Annotated in this window: 10 protein-coding genes; 1 reads left to right on the top strand and 9 read right to left on the bottom strand. The window is 61.7% G+C overall.

Annotated elements, in window-relative coordinates:
- Positions 1–19 precede the first annotated feature (19 nt).
- From ACILSI_RS21500 to ACILSI_RS21460, 9 genes are read right to left on the bottom strand one after another with little or no spacing between them, the layout of a single operon-like run.
- On the bottom strand, positions 20–2,770 hold the full coding sequence (locus ACILSI_RS21500) for a GDSL-type esterase/lipase family protein (RefSeq protein ID WP_395723976.1): 2,751 nt from the start codon (positions 2,768–2,770) through the stop codon (positions 20–22).
- Positions 2,771–2,819: 49 nt separating this feature from the next.
- On the bottom strand, positions 2,820–5,981 hold the full coding sequence (locus tag ACILSI_RS21495) for a fibronectin type III domain-containing protein (RefSeq protein ID WP_395723975.1): 3,162 nt from the start codon (positions 5,979–5,981) through the stop codon (positions 2,820–2,822).
- Positions 5,978–7,657: a sialidase family protein gene (locus ACILSI_RS21490; protein ID WP_395723974.1), complete on the bottom strand. Its 1,680-nt coding sequence runs from the start codon at positions 7,655–7,657 to the stop codon at positions 5,978–5,980. The genes ACILSI_RS21495 and ACILSI_RS21490 overlap by 4 nt, the downstream gene beginning before the upstream one ends.
- Positions 7,658–7,689: 32 nt before the next feature.
- On the bottom strand, positions 7,690–9,837 hold the full coding sequence (locus ACILSI_RS21485; protein ID WP_395723973.1) for an SUMF1/EgtB/PvdO family nonheme iron enzyme: 2,148 nt from the start codon (positions 9,835–9,837) through the stop codon (positions 7,690–7,692).
- A gap of 26 nt (positions 9,838–9,863) precedes the next feature.
- Entirely contained in the window at positions 9,864–11,375 is a 1,512-nt protein-coding gene (locus ACILSI_RS21480) for a hypothetical protein (RefSeq protein WP_395723972.1), read from the bottom strand.
- Positions 11,376–11,408: 33 nt separating this feature from the next.
- Complete coding sequence (locus tag ACILSI_RS21475) at positions 11,409–12,251, bottom strand: hypothetical protein (RefSeq protein ID WP_395723971.1); 843 nt, start codon at positions 12,249–12,251, stop codon at positions 11,409–11,411.
- A 3-nt stretch (positions 12,252–12,254) separates the two neighbouring features.
- Complete coding sequence (locus ACILSI_RS21470; protein ID WP_395723970.1) at positions 12,255–13,505, bottom strand: hypothetical protein; 1,251 nt, start codon at positions 13,503–13,505, stop codon at positions 12,255–12,257.
- 57 nt (positions 13,506–13,562) lie between these two features.
- Positions 13,563–16,514 (bottom strand): DUF1553 domain-containing protein, encoded by a 2,952-nt coding sequence (locus ACILSI_RS21465; protein WP_395723969.1) that lies wholly within the window; start codon positions 16,512–16,514, stop codon positions 13,563–13,565.
- Positions 16,511–17,212: a FadR/GntR family transcriptional regulator gene (locus tag ACILSI_RS21460; protein ID WP_395723968.1), complete on the bottom strand. Its 702-nt coding sequence runs from the start codon at positions 17,210–17,212 to the stop codon at positions 16,511–16,513. The genes ACILSI_RS21465 and ACILSI_RS21460 overlap by 4 nt, the downstream gene beginning before the upstream one ends.
- A 161-nt stretch (positions 17,213–17,373) precedes the next feature.
- Here ACILSI_RS21460 and ACILSI_RS21455 point away from each other — a divergent pair.
- A partial coding sequence (locus tag ACILSI_RS21455) for a hypothetical protein (protein WP_395723967.1) occupies positions 17,374–17,880 on the top strand: 507 nt, incomplete at its 3' end.

Below are 17,880 nucleotides of genomic sequence, written 5' to 3'. Positions count from 1 at the left end.
GCAACGGTGAGCGTGGGGTTCATTTCTTCATCAGTTCTTCGACTTTAAGCCGCATGGCCTTGGCCCAGGCCTCATAGCCCTCGGCGGAGAGGTGGATGGGGTAAGGCTTCTCGTCCATGAACAGCCGCTTTGAGAGGGTGCCGTCCGGTTCGAGGAAGTGTTGGCTGAGGTCGAGCCAGAAGATCTTTTGGTTGTCGGCCAGCTTCTTGATCTGACGGTTCACTTCGTCGTTGCGCTGGCGTTTGATGGCTTCGCCACGGGGAAAAATCGCGAGCAGGAGGACTTTGGACCCGGGGGCCTTGGTGGTCAGTGTGTCGAGGATCGCGCGGACGCCCTGTGCGGTTTCGTCGGCAGTCTCGGTGCCGAAACGATGCCCGGTGTTGTTGGTGCCGATCATGAGGATAAAGAGCTTGGGCTGGTAGCCGTCGAGCGTTCCGGGGAATCCAAGCCGCCAGAGCACGTTCTCCGTTTTATCCGCGGCGATGCCGAGGTTCAGGGTGCGGTAGGCGGGAAAGTGTTTCGCCCAAATCTCCGCCGGTGCGCCGCTCTGCCAGCCTGCGGTGATCGAGTCGCCGATCAAGACGAGATCCCAATGGCCTGCTTTGGCCGCCACAGCTTGTCGTTCGACGATTTTTATCCATCCAGGGTTTTCTGTTCGCGGCGTGGGCGTGATGGCGATCGGCTTGTCTGAAAGCGGCGCGGGGGGATTCGCCTGAGGTGGAGAGGAGACGGTAGAAGATTTGGCCGGTGGTGTGGGGCTCGCGGCGGCGAAGGCAAAATCATCGGTGCGGAAGGGCGGGGCGGGCAGGCCGGCTTGGTTGTAGAGATTGCAGGTTGGATTATCCGCCCAGCCATAACGCACGGCGATGGGCGTGAGCACTTGGCTTGACGAGACGAGCACGGTGTCGCCCTCGATTTTCGCTTCGGCCCATACCCACTGCTTGTCGGCACCGCAGATGGCGAAGCCTTCGAGTTGGCTTTGCGGGCTGTTGCGCACCAGCGGGGCGGTTTTGCCGGCCTTGCGCATCACGTCGTAGGTCGCGGGCACTTCCTTGGCGACGAGTCCGCCACCGAGCTGATCAAAGCTCAGTCGGATAGCGCTGCCTTCGATCTTCATTGATGCGTAAACCGGACCTGAATGCACAACTTCGCGACCATACGTTTTCGCGAGCGCGATCTTGGCGAGGCGTTCCCCGGCGATCTGCTTGGTCTGCGGATGGATGTCCTCAGATTCGCCGGTGTCGATGAGCACGGCCATGCCGGTGTTCGGCACAGAGAGCGTCTTTGCCTGCGCCTCCCGCAGTTCTGCCCACACGCTTTCGCCAGGCTGGTTCGTCTTCGGTCGGTAGTTGGCGAGCTGGCAGAAGTAGAAGGGGAAATCGCCCTGCTGCCAGTGCTGCCGCCAGTCTTGGATGAGCAACGGAAACGAGGTGCGGTAAAGGCTGGCGTTGCCCGTGTTTGACTCGCCCTGATACCAGAGGACGCCGCGAATGGCATAGGGCAGGAGGGGATGCACCATGCCATTGAAGAGCCTGCCCGGCAGCACGTGCTGGCCGGTGAGTGGCGGCACGGCTTTCTTCCCTGCGTCATCGAGCAGAGGCAGCGCATACTCCGCCTTTGCCATCCAGCCACCGAGCATCTTCGTGGTGCCCACGCTGGGGAACCAACTGAACCCTGGCGGCTCTGCCGGTGCAAAGAGGCGCACGGCGAGCTGGTTAACGCCTTCTTTCAACAGCGCGGGCGGAATCAAGTAATGACGCACGCTGATGAGGCCGGTGAAGCTGTCCACCGGCCGCTCGCCAATGAGCGTGCCGTTCCAATACACCCGATCAAACTGCGCCGTGGGGCCGAACTGCAGCACCTGCGCCGCGCCGGTCTGCCGGGCGCTCAAGGAGACCTCCTTTCGAAACCAGAACGCGCCGAACTTTGGCAAGGAAGGATCGGATACCGGCCCGCTGTCCTTAACCGCCACCCAGCCGTCGTCCGTCGAAACGGGTCCGCCGAGGAATCGCAATACATCGCCCGAGGTGCGATCCTCGCGTTGCGTTCGCTTCAACCACTCGCGAAAGGCGCTTTTGTTGCACTCGCTCATCGCATCCATGTTCTTTGCTCCTGACGCCAGCTCCGGCACGCTGGCGAGCGAGGCCGGACTGATCCACGGCTCCACCTTCGAGCCTCCCCAGCAGACCTTGATGAGGCCGACGGGCGTCTTCAGCTCACGCTGGATGCTTTTGGCGAAGTAGTAGCCCGCCGCGATGAAATCCTCCGTGGTGCCCGGTCGCGCCACCGTCCAGTAGCCCTGCACATCGTCCACCGGTGCCCTGGCAGCAGGGTTCTTCAGCACATGAAACTGTCGCAGCGTCGGATTCGCCGAGGCTTCGATCTCCGCAGCCGCGCTCGTGATCGCTTTCATGTCGAACTCCATGTTCGACTGCCCGCCACCCGCCCATACCTCCCCCACGATCACATCGGCGATCTTCAAGCTTGAGCTTCGAGTCAGCGATTTCACGATCAGTTCGCGTGCTGTCGCGCTAGCTTCGAGCGCATCGAGCTTCACCATCCATTTGCCATCCGCATTCGCGGTGCTGCTCTTGGTTTTCCCGGCGAACTCCACGACGATCTGCTCACCCACATTCGCCCAGCCCCACACCGGCACCGCCTTGGCGCATTGCAGCACCATGTGATCCGAGAAGATCGAGGGGAGCCTCAACTCGGCGGCATGCAGCACAGCCAGCGGCGCGAGGAGGAGGGCGATCAATCGTGGTTTCATGTGTGGAAGGTAAAAGTTTGCGGGTAAAAATGAAGGTTTCTGGAATCGTTTATCGCCCATCTTTTGCCAGCGATACCGCCCCCGGCTCCAGTCCCACCGCCTTCCCATCGGTCGCTTTGCTCAGCGGATTCTCCGCAGCGGGGATGAAGTCTTCAAAATGGAGCGGAGCCAAGGTGCTGCCGGTTTGGCGGAGTTCGGTTTCGCGCCAGGCGGTTTCGATTTTTCGCCACTCGGGGTTCTCGCCGTCGTTGCGGGGGACGAGTTGCGGGGCGGCGGGGATCGAGGGATTGCCGGTGCGGCTGGTTTGATCCTGGCGGAACTTCGTTTGCAGGTCGGTGAGCCGGAGGTTTTCGCCGCGATACATGGCGGGGTCGGCGTGGCCGACCTGCTGGCCGTGGATGAAGGCGGTCTCGACGAGGTGACGCTCCGCGCCGGGGATGCGGGTGTAGAAGACGTTGTGATCGGAGCGCAGCGCGTCGGCGTGCCACACGCGCAGCAGGGCGTTCTTCACCTTCGACGGGATGCTGTCGCAGACGAGGTTGTGATGGAAGTGCAGCAGCACGTCGGGTGTGTCCATGTGCGCGGTGAGGGCGCGGAGGAAGTTGTTGTAAAAGACGCAGTGCCGCACGGTGGCCTCCGGGCAGGCATTGAGGCTGATGGCTTCGTTCATGCCGCCGATGAAGACGCTGTTTTCGATGAGCAGGTTCGTGACTTTGTCCGCGGCGATGAGCGTGCCGACGTAGCCCTCGAGCTCGCGACCATCGTGAAAGCAGCGGCGGATGACATGATGCGAGCCGCCGGTGATGCGGATGATGGGCCCCAGCTCCGGCGCGAAGCGGAAATGGCGGAAGCGCAGGCCATCGAGGATGATGTGATGCTTGTGCGGGAGGATGAAGGCGGTCGCGCGGAAGCGGTCGCTGCCGTCCATCCACACGATCTCGCCGGGCGCGGCGGCAAAGGTGATCGGCGCACCGGCATCGCCGCTGCTGCGGATGCGCACGGTTTCCTCATACACACCGGCGTGAATGAGCACCGTGTCGCCCGCACGCGCGGCATCGGCGGCGGCGGAGATCGTGGGGAAATCGCCGGGCACATGCAGCGTGCGTGCCGGTGATGCGGCGGTGGCCGTGGTGACGGTTTGCGTTTCAGAAACGGCCTGCGTCGTGTCCGCGGGCGGCTGATGCGTGGCAAAGAGCCGCTGCTCGTCCTTGCGACGCGAGGTGACGCGGAACTCGTAGGCCTTGCCCGGCTGCAATCCGCTCAAGCTCACGCTGTGCTGGCTGCCGCGTGGCGTTTCGATTTTGCTGTCGCCCCATTCGAGCGTCGTCTCCGCGGCCTGCGTGGGCGTGCTCCACTCCAGCGTGGCCGTCGTCGGCGTCACATCATGCACCGCGACCTGGCTGATCGGCAGCGGTCGCGTGCGAGTGAGCCGCACAAACGGCCCGATGGTCGAGCCATGCAGCCCGCGACCGATGAGCGGCGAGTCGTCACCCAATACAAAACCCAACTGGTCAGCCTTATCTCCCACAGATTCAGGGAGGCCCGCAGATTGGCCAGAATTAGTAATCTGTTGGCCTCCTTGAATCTGCTGGAAATCACGAATGCTTACGATGCGCTGCGCCTTGCCATCTGGATCGCTGGTGACGTTCGAATGCACCCACAGGCCGTTTTGCGACGCCGCATCCATCTGGCGTTCGGCGATGAGGTTCGACACAAAACTGCCTTCCGGCGAATTTTCGACACGCAACGGCCCTCGCAGCCAATTGTGCGCCACATGCACCTTTGGCGACTCGCGGACCCAAAGCCCGTCCAGCGTGCAAAACTCGATGCGCAGGCCCTCGCAGCCCGAGATCGCCGCTTTCTCGCGAATGTGCAGTCCATTCAGTCGCACGCCGGGCGCGTCCTTGATGAGCACGTCCTTCACCACGACGCGATCATGCCCATATCGACGCACATCGGCCTTCGCACCCGCCGCGAGCGTCTCCTCATACTCGCCCGCCATGAGATACACCGTGCCGCTGGCCTTCGCGGCATGCGCGAGCGTTTTCCACGGCTTCGCCTTCGTGCCTGGATTCGCATCATCGCCGCCGGGTGACACAAAGAAGACCTTCTCCGTGCGGTAATCATGGTTCAGCACATCCGCAAAACGCGTCGCATCCGCTGGCGTGGCACCGGCGGGCAGTTCGATGTTCTCCGCGCCCGGCGGACGGTAGAACTTGCGACCGATGCACACATTGCCGCGCTGCACCGCGTCCTTGAGATCGCCTTTGATCATGATGCTCGCGTGGATCGCAATGTTGTCGATCATCGCGCAACCATCGCCGCCGCTGTAAAACGTGATGTCATTGCGACTCGTGCTCGCGTCCGGCATGTGACCCTCCACGCGGTTGCGCTGAAAGGTCGTGCCCGCCACGCCCCAGCCGACGATGTTGTTGCCGATGTCCACATGCCGCGACCAGTTGCCAAACGCCATGCAATCCTCCACCACGCAGCCCTGGCCTTTGCCGAGCAGATGAAGGCCGCCGCTGTTCAGATACGCCGTGCAGTTTCGCACGATGCAGCTCTCGCAGTCCTTCAACATCAGCCCCCAGCGCGTGCGTGAGCCCTGCTGCACATCGTAGTCGCGATGGCTGAAGCCGGTGAACGACATGCCGTCGATGATCACATGCTTCGAGTCCTTGAGCAGCAGCCCGTTCGCATTCGTGACCGACGCGCCCATCGCGTGACACACCGGCGGCAGCGAGTCCGACGTGTGCACATACAGCCGCCCGTTTTTCTCATCCTGATGATAACTCATCAACGACGTCTCCACCTCCGCCGCGCTCATCTTCGGCTCCAGCGTGCGAAACGTGCTGCGCTCAAACACCGACTCCGCCTTCTGCGTCATCTCTGTCACAAACACATCCCGCAGTCCCGGCGCCGCCTTGAATTCCCCCAACTCCACATCCCCCCGCATCAACACACTCCCCGCCCGCCAAGCCCGAATCGTGATCGGCGCCTCCGCCGTCCCCACCAACGTGGCGGAGACTGTCTCGCGATACTCGCCCGGCATGATCGTGAGCGTGTCACCTGCTTTGAGCGCCGCCACACCCTCGCCAATCGTTTTGAAGCCGCCGGGGCCGACGGTGAGTTCCGCCGCGAACAAAGCGTTCAATGGGGCGAGCAGAATGGCGCATCGAATGATGAACATCGCTTTCATGGCCGGTTTCATTTTTTCATCTTCTCCACGTCGATGTAGAGCGAGTTGATCCGCGCCAGCGTGCCGGGGATTTGGCCGTCGTGCATGTAGAGCAGGCGGCCGGGGCTGATCTCGCGGATGGCGGTGTAGTTGAAGTTGGCGCGGTCGGAGATGACGCGGTGATCTCGCCAAGTGCGACCGCCGTCGAGACTGAACATGAGGTTGGAAACGGGGCGGCCGTAGCTGCAGGCGAGCACGCCATGGCTCATCAGCACGAGGTCCGGCATGACGCTGCCTTCTTCCAGGGTGCGCTCGAAGGTCCACGTCCGGCCGCCATCGAGTGAGCGATGCTGCAGCAGGTTCGACATGTGCGCATCGGGCCGTGTGATGGCCAGCCATTCGCTTTCGCTGAGTCGCACGACGGCGGGCTCGCCACCGAGTCCGACGTGCGCGACATGCGTCCACGTTTTGCCGAGATCCGTGCTGCGGAGCAGATGCGTGTGACGCTCCGGAAACCCGCGGCCATTTGGCAGTTTGAGCGTGGCTCGTCGGCTCCAGGCCACAGCGGTGATGCTGCCATCTTTCTCCGCCCAGATGTGGCGTTCAAAGAGCAGCACCTCACCGGCCTTTGCCGGCATGAACTCCGTCGGCAGCGTGATGGTGCTGTCGTGCATGGCGAAAGTCTCCGCCTTGGCATCGAGGATCGTCGTTTTGCCCGTGAGCGTGCCGTCCGGCTGCAAGCGTGTCCAACGCGATGGCCCGAAGATGCGCCCATCGGCGAGGCGCACAAGCTCCTGCGGTGAATCGCTGTTCTGCTCGGTGCCTGTGACGGCCTGCCAGGTTTTGCCCGCGTCCGTGCTGCGGCGCACGATGTATGGCTCCAGCAAGGCATCGCTGCCCTGTGGATTGCTGGTCAAAAGAAGACCTTGGCCCATGTCATAAAGGTAGGGCCGCGATTCGGTGTTCTTGGTCTCCACGTTGAGCGGCCACGGCTCGCTGATGGTGATCTTCAGCGGCGATTTCTCCACCGCCGCACGCATCGCAGGCCGCAAACCGAGCCGCACAAACTCCCACTGAGCCTCGCCCGTGAACGGCTTCGAGGTGGAGCCAAAGCGGATGAACTGGCGCGGCGATGTCGCCGGTCGCCAGAAGGCATCACGGCCTTCGATGATGCGTTTGTCATCCATTTCCACCGCCATGTCCTCGCCACGAATGATGAGCCGATAGGTGTGAAAGGCATCCCGCGTGTCCGCCTGGGCAAAACGATCCGTCAGCGTGCGCACATAGCCTTTGGCGGCCTCGGCGTGCTTGTCCTGTGCTGGTGTGAGCAAGATGCCCTCCTCGTGTTTGCCATCACTGATCTGAATGCAAATCGGCGCCCCATCCCGCTGCGGCCACGTCGCTGTCGGCGAATCGCGATGCCCGACCATGCTCACCAGCTTCACCCGTGCCTCCACGATGATCTCCTGACCCTCGAGATCGCCCTTCCACTCCGCTTCAAAAGCGCCCGATTCGTCTTTCGAGTCATCGCTCAAATGCAGTGCGCCATCTTCAACCGTGGCATTGGCTTTGCCCATCAAGGCCCACGGCGATGCGGGCAGTGATTTCCCATCGTATCGGACGAGCCAGGTGATGCCATCGTTGGCAGCGTGAAGCGCCAACAGCGGCGCGAGCAGGAGAGTGGCGAGGAGCGGGCGGACGGGTTTCATGTTGGAGTCGGTGACGAGAACGGCGTGTCGATTCACTTCTTCGGCCCAGTCGGCAACGCTTTGATCCACGCGAGATTGAAGACGTAGTGGTCCTTGCTGGTGATGAGCTGGATGCGGCCGTCGCGGGTCTGGGTGATGGCGAGGTAGCCGTTGATGTCGGCGGTGGTTTTGCCTTCGGGCGCGATGAGGCGGCGGTCGGGCCAGGTTTTGCCTTCGTCGTAGCTGACGGCGGCGTAGAGGCCGGTGCCGGTGTAGCCGCCGCCGGTGGATTTGAAGGTGAGGCCTTGGCGCTGGTCTTTCGGCGTGCGGGCCTGGTCGGTGAAGGAGCAGAGCACGATGGGGCCTTCTTTGAGACGTAGCATGGCGGGGCGCTGCGTGTTGCTGACGACTGGGAACTCGCTGATGGCCCACTGCCAAGTCTCGCCGAGGTCGCTGGAGTAGCTGACGGGCATGTTGAGCTCGAAACGCTTCTGCGCGGGCTCCTCGGGTGAGAGACGACCGAAGGCCATGAGGCGTCCGTCGGCGAGTTCCACGATGGGTGAATGAATGCCCGCGATGAAAGGGCCTTGGAGGCCCGGCTGGATGTCATCGGAGCCGCGTCGTTGGCGTCCGGTTTCGCTCCAGGTCTTGCCGTTGTCGCGGCTGATGGAAAGGCCTGCGAAATCAAAGGGGATCGCGATCACGCCTTCCTTCGTGCGGATGGGATGGCTTGCCGATTCGCCGTGCGCACGCATCACCTCGGACTTCGACCAGGTGACGCCGTTGTCGATGGAGCGGCGGAGGATGATGTCGCCGTGCTGCCGTCCCTCGACAATGTGGTAGAGCGTTTTGTCGCCGTCCCACCAGATTTTCGGTGCGTGATCATTCACATCCTGAGCGTCCCAAAACGACGAGGCGGGCTCCCATTGCTTGGCACCAAAGCGCAATCGCGAGGCGGCGTTCGCGGTGGTGATATCCGTTTCGCCGAGCGTGGAGAACCAAACGGCGAGCAAATCGCCATTCGGACACTCAGTGATGGATGGGCTGTGATTCTGACTGATGAACACAGGGCCGACGGAACCATCGGGAATGCGCACATAGGGCTTCGGGCCTTCGTAAAACGGCGCGTCTGCCGTGACATGGACACTCGTGTCCGTGGAGTCGCTGCGGACAGGAGTGTCCGCATCACGCTGGCTCACGTTCTGCGCATTCACTGGCCGCGCGGCCAGCGGCAGCGGTTTTCCCTTCGGCAACTCACCCTGCACGACGCGGAAGCCGATGCGCTCGCTCGCGGAGTTCGTCACCCACGATCCGCGATTCGCGGAGCGCAGGAAGCGGATCATCGACGAATGAAAGCCGCCACGGAACACATGGCAGTCACCATCCGCACGGCCCAACGGATCGGTCTGCGCACCGCTCTCATATGGCCCATACCAATCGCTGCACCACTCGGCCACATTGCCATGCATGTCATGCAGGCCCCAGGCATTCGGCGTCTTCTGCGCCACACGCAGCGCGCCTGCGCCTCCGGTTCTTGATTCCGTCCCAGGATGATCCAGGCCGAGGATCTGCCCTTGCTTCAGCTTCGCCGTTGCCTTGCCAGCATTCCTCCAATCATACTCACGCGGCATCGGTCCCGGCGGAAAATACACGCCGCGAAAGTTTTCCTCGCCAAACCACTTCTGATGCCCATCCGGCAACGTGTCGCCCGTATGGAAAAGCGTCGTCGTGCCTGCGCGGCAGGCATACTCCCACTCAGCCTCCGTCGGCAGACGATACGGCTTACCCTCCTTCTTCGACAGCCAATCGCAATACGCCACCGCCCGCTCCCACGTCACGCCGCCCGCCGCGTCATCATCCGCTGCCTTCGACTTCGGATCGTTCTTTTTGAACTGGGGATCGAACTGCCGAAACTGCGCCACCGTGACCTCGGTGACGCCCATCAGGAAAGGCTGTGTGATTGTGACCTTGTGCGCGGGCTTCTCATCAAAATCGATCCGGTCAAAGTCCTTGTGCATCTCGCCGAAGCGCTTCTGGCGTAGGTAATCGTCCATCGGCGGCCCGTCCTGTCCCATCATGAACGTGCCCGGCTCGATGCGCACGAGCTTCAAGCCGATGGAGTTTGTGACAGGCTCGGCAGCGTGCAGCTCTGCCAGCGACGCGAGCAGCAGGCTGGTGAGGAGGGTGAGGTTGGGTTTCATGTGGTTGGTCGCCGTGAGACGGCGGGCTATGGTTTCAGGTCGAAACTGAAAAGCCGTGCATGCTGCATTTGAAACTCGATGCGCACCGGCCGGCCGTCCAGCGAGGCGAGCGGTTGCTGGAACGGCACGGCGTGGTCAAGCTGGTCGCCACGCAGGCTGACCCAGTCGAAGCCTGGCAACGGCTTGCTGGAGTCGTCCAGCAAACGGATCCTGATTTCGCCCGTGATGCTGGCGTTGACCGTCAGCGCGGTGCCCTCCAGCCTCAGTGGCGGGGTGCGCAGGATGCCTTTCTCAGCACCCGCCTCGCGGGCAACGTAGCGGTCGCGCCGCATCTTCACGAGGCCGATCTGGCGTTCCTCAAAGCGGTTGTGCTTGTGACCCCACTGGTAGCCGGCGTAGTAGAGATGAACGTCGTCGCCCAAGGGCAGTTGCTCGTCGATCCAGGCATGCGCATGATCCCATGAGCCGGGCTTGGTATCCGGACCGAAGAACACCTCGCGGTCGCGCACCCAGTGTTCGCCGTCGCGCGTCCACGCGAGGGAGGTGTGCCCCATGCCATAGGCACCCTTCGGAGCACCTTCGGCCTTCCAGTCATCGTGCAGCACTTTGACGAGGCCGACCACGAGGCCGCCGCGGGCCAGAAAGCCGCTCATCGCGTAAAACTCCGTCTTGCCCTCGTCAAAACGGTCATCCGCGGCCAGCACCACCGCCGCGGGGCTCCAATGAACGAGGTCATCGCTGAATGCCTGCAGCGTCGTGCGGCGCGTGCCTTTGAACTGCGGCAGCTCGCGATAACTGGAGGCGGTGACCACATAGCGCCGGCGTAGCGGATCGCGCCAGATGCCGGTGATGTCGTGATCGTGGGCAAACACCACATCGGGCGCGATGGGCTTGAAATGCATGCCGTCCGGCGAGCCTGCCACGCGCAGACCACCGCCATGCCACCAGCCGTATTTGTAGCGGTTGGCGGCATCGGAGAAACCGGGGCCCTCGTCGAGCACCTCGGAGCCGAACTGGATGGGCGCGGGATCATCCAGGATTCGCGCCGGGCGCTTCCAATGAATACCGTCGTCGCCCTCCAGGTAACCGAGGCGCGAGGCGTGCATGACCTTGTCATCACGCCACGCGCCATACCAGATGCGGAACTGTCCGCTCTCCGGGTGGCGCAGCACGCTGAAAAACGGCTGGAAGCAGCGATCCTCCGCGCCCGTGACGAGCGGGTTGGGGATGCCCGCATCGCGCACGGGCTGCTGCACACGACGGGTGAGATTCTCGCTCGACTCGATCAGGAAGTCGTCCACGAACAACTGCGGCCCCGGCCGCACGATCACCGCGCCGTCCGTCCGTGTGCCCGGCTTTGTCGCCTCCGCAGTGCCGTAGATGCTCGCACGATTCGGCAACGGCCCTGCTGGCACGGGAAACCCTGGCTTTCCCGTGGCGGGATTTGTCGCCGCAGGCGGTTTAGACGTATCAGCGGCGTGCAGTGCGACCAGCGGCCCGAGAAGCAGGACGGTGAGGAGCGTGAGGGTGGTTTTCATGCTTAAAAAGAGGGCGTTGTTTGGCAGCCCTGCCTACTGCGTGAGTTGCTTGAGCACCCACGCTTTGACGTCGGCATTAAACTTCACCGGCATGTCGTGGCCGGTGTTCTTCATCACGAGGCCGGTGGCGTTGAGTTGGTGAGTGGCGATGGCGTCTTCGAGCTTCTTCACGGCCTTCGGCAGATCCTCGCGCATCTTCTTTCCCAGCCAGTCGTTTTGCCCGACGTAGTCGCCGTGGAGATAGAGGATGCCTTTGCCTTTGTAGCGGTCGAAGGTCTTGATCGAATACCAGCCGCCTTCGATGAGCACGAGGTTCTGGAAGGTGCTCATGAGATAGGCGTCACCCTGCTCAAACATCGCGACGATGGAGTGCGCGCCGTTCGACATGCCGCCGATGATGTTGTGCGCGGTGTCGATGTTCGGGATGTTGGCATAGACCTTCTTCAGCATCGCGCTGTAAGCCCGGCAGATGGTCTCACCGTCTTGCTCGGTGGTGATGAGCAGTCCTTTGAAAGGGCCTGAGGGGTCGATCTTCTTTTTGAAGAGCGGCAGGTTCACGAAGATGCAGTCCTTGTTCTCCATGATCTGCTGTCCGCGTCCCGGGCCGGCACCTGGGCCGCCATGACCGCCGTAGAGGAAGACAAACAGCGGGAACTTCCGCTCCAGCGAGTAGTTGTCCGGCAGCGCTAGATACGCCTGCGTCAGCGCCTCCTGCCCCGACTGCATGGCATACAGCGTCTGCGGCAATTCTGGGAACTTCAGGATGATCCGCGTGCCTGGCTTCAGATCAGGCGCGGGCTTTGGATCATCGGCACCATGCAACGCGGCAAATGGCGTGAACAGCAGAGCGGCGGCGAATGGAAGGATGCGTTTCATGGTTCAGCGAATCCAGATGCCTTTCCCCGTGCCGCCTTTTGGCGTGGTCTTGGGGTAGTCGGGGTTGGGTTTTTGCTCGATGAGCTTCACGACTTGCTCAATGGGCAAATCGGAGTGCGCGTCACGAGTGCGGACACCGGAGACGCTGAGGTTGCGCACGGTGCAGTCGAGATCGGGAGAGAGGATTTCAACCCAAGTGGCTGTGTCATTGGGCTTGTGTTTGTAGGTCGCGGACTTGGGGCCGAGTTCGATGAGGTGGTAGCTGGCGGGTGGCTGGAAGAGGAGTTTCACATCGCGGATGGTGAGGCCGTCGGTGTTGGCGTGGACTTGGATGCTGCCGGGGCGGTTGAAGGTGAGGTTCTCGAAGGCGATGTTCTTCAGCGTGCCGATGCCGATGCTGAAGTCGTTGTCACGGCCGACTTCGAGATTGGGCTGGTCGTAGAGCTTGAAGTCGCGGATGTCGGTGATGTCTCGTATCGTGATGTCGTGGATGGGGCAGTCGAGCGTGGTGCCATCGCTGAAGCGTTTCACTCCAGGGAGCAGGCGAATGGCGTCGGTGCTATGTTTTTCATCGGGTGCGCCGGTGATGTGCTCGATGGTGAGATGATGAATGGGGCCAAAGGTGACGTTGTATTGCTTCCAATCCCAGGCGGTGAGCGAGACGGGATCGTCATGCGAATCGCCGCTGACGTTGCGAATGGTGCCTTTGCTCGCGGGACCATCGACATGCACACCATCGCGTCCATGTTGGTCGAGGGTCAGGCCATCGACGGTGAAGTCATGGATGTTGCCGAGATGGATGGCGAAGGGCTTGCTCTGACGCACGGTGACATTGCGAACGCTCACCTTGCGGACGTTGTGCAGCAGGATGACACCGTGGGTGCCGGGCACCGGTTGTTGCTCCGATGAGTGTCCTCGTGTGTTGCCTTCGCCGAAGGTCGTCCAGATGCCGCCTTCGATAGTGATGTCGGTATCGGGCTTTGTATCAGCGGGCACGGGTTTGTCGGCAAAGCCGACGATGTGCTCGTTGCGCACCATGCAGGTGTTGGTGCCGGGTTTGAGTTGGATCACGGTGTCCGCGTCGGCGGTGAGTTTTTGACCAGATTTGAGGATGATGGGGCCGTCGAGAAGGTAAGGCTGCTCGCGCTTCGGCAGATGCACGGCGTTGTTTTTGTCCAGCGCGGCCTGGATGGCGGTGTTGGCGGGCTCGTTGCTTGTTGGAAGCCCAGCGTTTGATGCACTCGCGAGTGACATCAAAAGAATAAGCGGATGACAAAAGACGCAGTTCATCGAGTTAGGAAATCCCTCGTCTCAGTCCACATACACAAACTCGTTGGCATTAAACAGTGAGCGGCAAAAAGCGAAGAGATCGTTGGCTAGAATGAACTTGGTAGCGAGCTGCTGCTCTTCGCTGGTTGGTTCGCGAGAGAAGGCGAGGGCGTAAGCGAAGTGGATTTGCTTGGCGACAACGGTGCCGGATTCTTTTTGCAGGCGCTCTGCGAAGTAGCGAGACTGGCGGAGGATGAAGTCGTTGTTGAAGAGGGCAAGCGACTGCAGCGCGGTGGTGGTGGTCATGCGCGCGGGTGTGAGATTCGCGGGATCGGGGCAGTCGAGCGTGGTCAAGAACTTCTGCGGGGTGCTGCGCACAACGAAGCGGTAGATGCTGCGACGCCATAGTTCGGGTGTGTCGGCGGTGATGTGCTGATACACGGGCGCGTAGCTTTCGGTGTAAGTGAAGTCAGTGAAGCCAGGACCACCCGTTTGCTGGAGATTAAGCTTGCCGGAGATGGCGAGCACGAAATCGCGTGTGGCCTCGGCCTCGATGCGGCGCGGGTTCTGACGCCAGAGGAGGCGGTTTTGTGCATCAAGAGCGGAGGCTTGTTGATTGAACGCGCTGCTTTGGCGATAGACGTCGCTTATGAGGATGAGCTTGTGCAGGTGCTTCAAGGACCAGCCGCTTTTCAGCAACTCCTCGGCGAGATAATCGAGCAGTTCGGGATGCGAGGGCTTGCCGCCGCCGAGGCCGAAGTCGCTGGGAGTGTTCACGATTCCTTGGCCGAAATGCCAGTGCCAGAGACGATTGACGATGACGCGTCGCGTCAATGGGTTACGCGGGTCGGTGATCCAGGTGGCCAAGGCTTTGCGACGCTCGCCTTCGGGAGTGTCGAGGGTGCCAAGAGCGGGTTTGAGATCGCGCAGCAAGCTGAGGGTGCCTGGTGGGATGGATTCTTCGGCGGGGGACTCGGGATCGCCACGTTTGAGGATTTGTATGGCGGGCGGTTTGTCTGCGATGACGGCGTAAACCTTATCGGCGGCGACTTTCGCGTTCAGTTTCGCGCTGAGTTGCTTTTCCTCGGCTCGTAGTGCTTGCACTCGGGCTTTGTCGGCAGCGGAGAGTGGTTGCGACTCGATGTCGAGCGTGAGTTTGGCGTCGCCGAGGAACAAGAGGTCGTTGCCGATGCCACCGTCGCCACCATCCGTGGCGATCAAGGTTAGCGTGGGCGCATCAGCGGAGATTTTGATATCGATGCGTGCGGAGTCGTCTTTGCGCATCTTGAGTCGCTGGAATTTTTGATCGCTGCCGACGAAGACGGTGAAGTCGGCGAGGCTGTCGGCGGCTTGTTTGCTCGCTCCAAAGCCAACCATCGCGGTGAGCCGCATCTTGGCATAGCCGCTGGCTTTGCGGATCTCTTTGAGATCGAAAGTAACGGCGCTGTTCGCATGCAAGCCGAGGATGCTGTGGCCTTCCTTGGAGAAATCAGTGCCGTCGATGGTGGTGGAGACTTGAGCGTTGAGCGGGCCGTTGCGGATGGCATCCCAAGAGTGCGCGGAGGTTGGTGGCACGCTTTTCACAGGCGTTTTGGCGGCGACGTTCACTTCCTGGCGTCCATCGGGCACGAAGAGCCATTGCACGAACTTCGGTGCATTCACATTGCCCCACTCGGGCTTCTGCAAACGATTGGCTTTGATGTCGCGATGGTAGCCGAGTTTGTCCTTCACGACGGTGCCGTTGCCAATGTGCAAACCTGCGTTCTTCATACCAGAGCCGAGTCCATTGCCACCGCCGATCATGTCGGCGAGATCGAGGCCTTCACCGGTAAGTTTGGCGAGTTCGGTGGTGACTTGGCGGAGTCGTGTTTGCGTTTTGGCACGCTCGACGGCGAGACGTGCTGACTCGGAGGTGTTGAGATCGCGATCACCGCGCTTCAATCCGGCGAAGACAGACCAGAGCGAGTAATACTCGCGCTGCGAGATGGGATCGAGCTTGTGATCGTGGCAGCGCGCGCAGTTCACCGTGACGCCGCATGCGGCGGTCATCACCTGCGTGACCATGTCGTCGAGATCGAGCGTGCGAGCGCTGCGGCGCAGCACATCACTCTTCGTTTCGACCTGTCCGACGAAATCCCATGGCCCTGCGGCCAAGAAACCAGTCGCAGCGATGGCTTGCGGATCATTCGGCGAGAGAACATCGCCCGCAATCTGTTCGCGGAGAAACTGGTCGTAGGGTTTGTCGGCGTTCAGCGCGTTGATGACGTAATCGCGGTAGCGCCAGGCATTGTCGCGGCGCTGATCTCGCTCGAAGCCATGCGTGTCAGCGTAATGTGCGATGTCGAGCCAGTGGCGGGCGTAGCGCTCGCCGCAGCGTGGTGAGGCAAGGAGGCGGTCGATGAGCTTTTCATACGCCTTCGGGTCTTGGTCTTGGATGAAGGCCTCGACTTCGGCAGGTGTCGGCGGCAGACCATGCAGATCGAAGGTGAGGCGACGAATGAGGGTTCGGCGGTCCGCTTCGGGCGAAGGCTGAAGTTTGTTCTCAGCAAGTTTAGCTTGGATGATCGAGTCGATGCTCTGTGGTGTGCTGAACTTCGTCAAAGGCTGCCAAGCCCAGTGTGAGAGGCGTTTATCAGCGAGCGCGGCTTTGTCCGTAGCGTTTTCGGGCCACGCAGCCCCGGATTCGATCCAGGTTTGGATGGTTTTGATTTGAGATGGCGTCAGTGGATCGCCTTTCGGCGGCATGCGCTCTTTTTCGTCCTCGTTGGTGATGCGCTGGTAGAGAGGCGACTTGTCGATTTTACCCGCCACGATGGCCGGACCGTCATGACCTCCTTTGAAGGCGAATGCCTTTGCATCAAGACGCAGTTCGCCTTTTTGCTTCTTTTCGCCGTGGCACTCGATGCAACGCTCCTGGAGCAGTGGGCGGATCTCGCGGTCGAAATCGACGGCCAAGGCGGAAGTGATGAAAAAGAGGAAAATCGCGGGTTTCATCGCTTGGTCTTCGTTTTGGCGGCGAGATCGCGGGCGGCCTCGTCCATGTGATGTTTCATCGCCTTGGCGGCGGCGGCGGCATCGTGGGCGGCCACGGCGGTCAGAATGGCGGTGTGATGGTCGATGGCACGCTGCTGGCCGACATTGCCGATGGTGACGCGGCGGCTTTCACGACCGAGGTCGGCGAGGGATTCGAGCATGAGCTTTAAAATCTCGTTGCCAGCGATGCGGGCGAGGGTGCGGTGGAAGTCGATGTCGGCCTCGACAGCTTCATCGTGGGTTTCAGCGGCCACCAAGCGGTCATGGATGGCGCGGAGCTGCTTCACATCAGCCGTTTTGGCCTTCAAGGCGGCCTGCCTCGCGATTTCAGGCTCGATGGCGGCGCGGGCCTCGTTCAACTGGCGCAGGCGTTCTGTCATCTCGGGCAGCAGCAGCGAAAGGGAGCCGCTCAGCGGCTTGTGGAGCCGATTCACGGCCCGAATACCGCTGCCATGGCGGATTTCGAGCAGGCCTTGCAGTTCGAGTCGTTTGGTGGCCTCACGCAGCACGGTGCGGCTGACGCCGAGGCGCTCGGCCATGAGACGCTCGGGCGGCAGCTTGCCGCCGCCAGACTCGACCTCGTCACGCAACTGGCGTGCTAGACGCGAGCAGACCTGATCGACGAGCGACGGGGCGGATTTGAGCGGAGCAAGAGTCATGCAATTGGTAGGAGGTCCTACCAATCGTGAATTGCGGTGTGTTTTCTTTCATCTTGCCGATAAATGATCCGACGTTGCCGATGATGGCCTTTGCGACACTTGCGGCTTGAGCGTGTCCGCGAGCACGGGAGAGTGATGCGCCAAAATCTCATTCACCGACGATGCCCCTCCGCGACACCTTGCTCAATCTCGCCATCACCTGCGTGCTGGTGCTGATCATCGTGCTGGTGGCGATTTTGCTGAAGGAGAGCCGGCCGGAGCCGTTGCCAGCGCTGCCGGTGGGTGTGGCGCAGGTGCCGCCGGGGCAGAATGCGGACGGCAGCCCCGCGCCGCTGCCTGAGTTCAAGGTGTTCCCGAAGGCGCGATTCATTGAGAGCCGGACGAACGAGGCGGACACGCTGCGCATCAAGGTGAGCGACACGGAGGAGGAGCAGGTGTTTGTGCTCTATTTTGTGGATGCGCTGGACGCCTCCTGGACGCATCCGCAGCGTGTGCAGGAGCAGGCGCGTTACTTTGGCGTGTCGGGCGACAAGGTGGTCGCGGAAGGCCTGAAGGCGACGCAATACGTCACCCAGCTCCTCAAAGAGCGCCCGTTCAGCGTGATGACGCGCTGGGAGCAGGTGCCGGAGCGCAGCCGGTTTTACGCGCTGATTCTCGTCGAGCACACG

The sequence above is a fragment of the Prosthecobacter sp. genome, assembly GCF_044232965.1.
Taxonomy (GTDB): domain Bacteria; phylum Verrucomicrobiota; class Verrucomicrobiia; order Verrucomicrobiales; family Verrucomicrobiaceae; genus Prosthecobacter.
The sequence above is the reverse complement of the archived record's forward strand: the minus strand, read 5'-3'. Positions and strand labels throughout refer to the sequence as shown.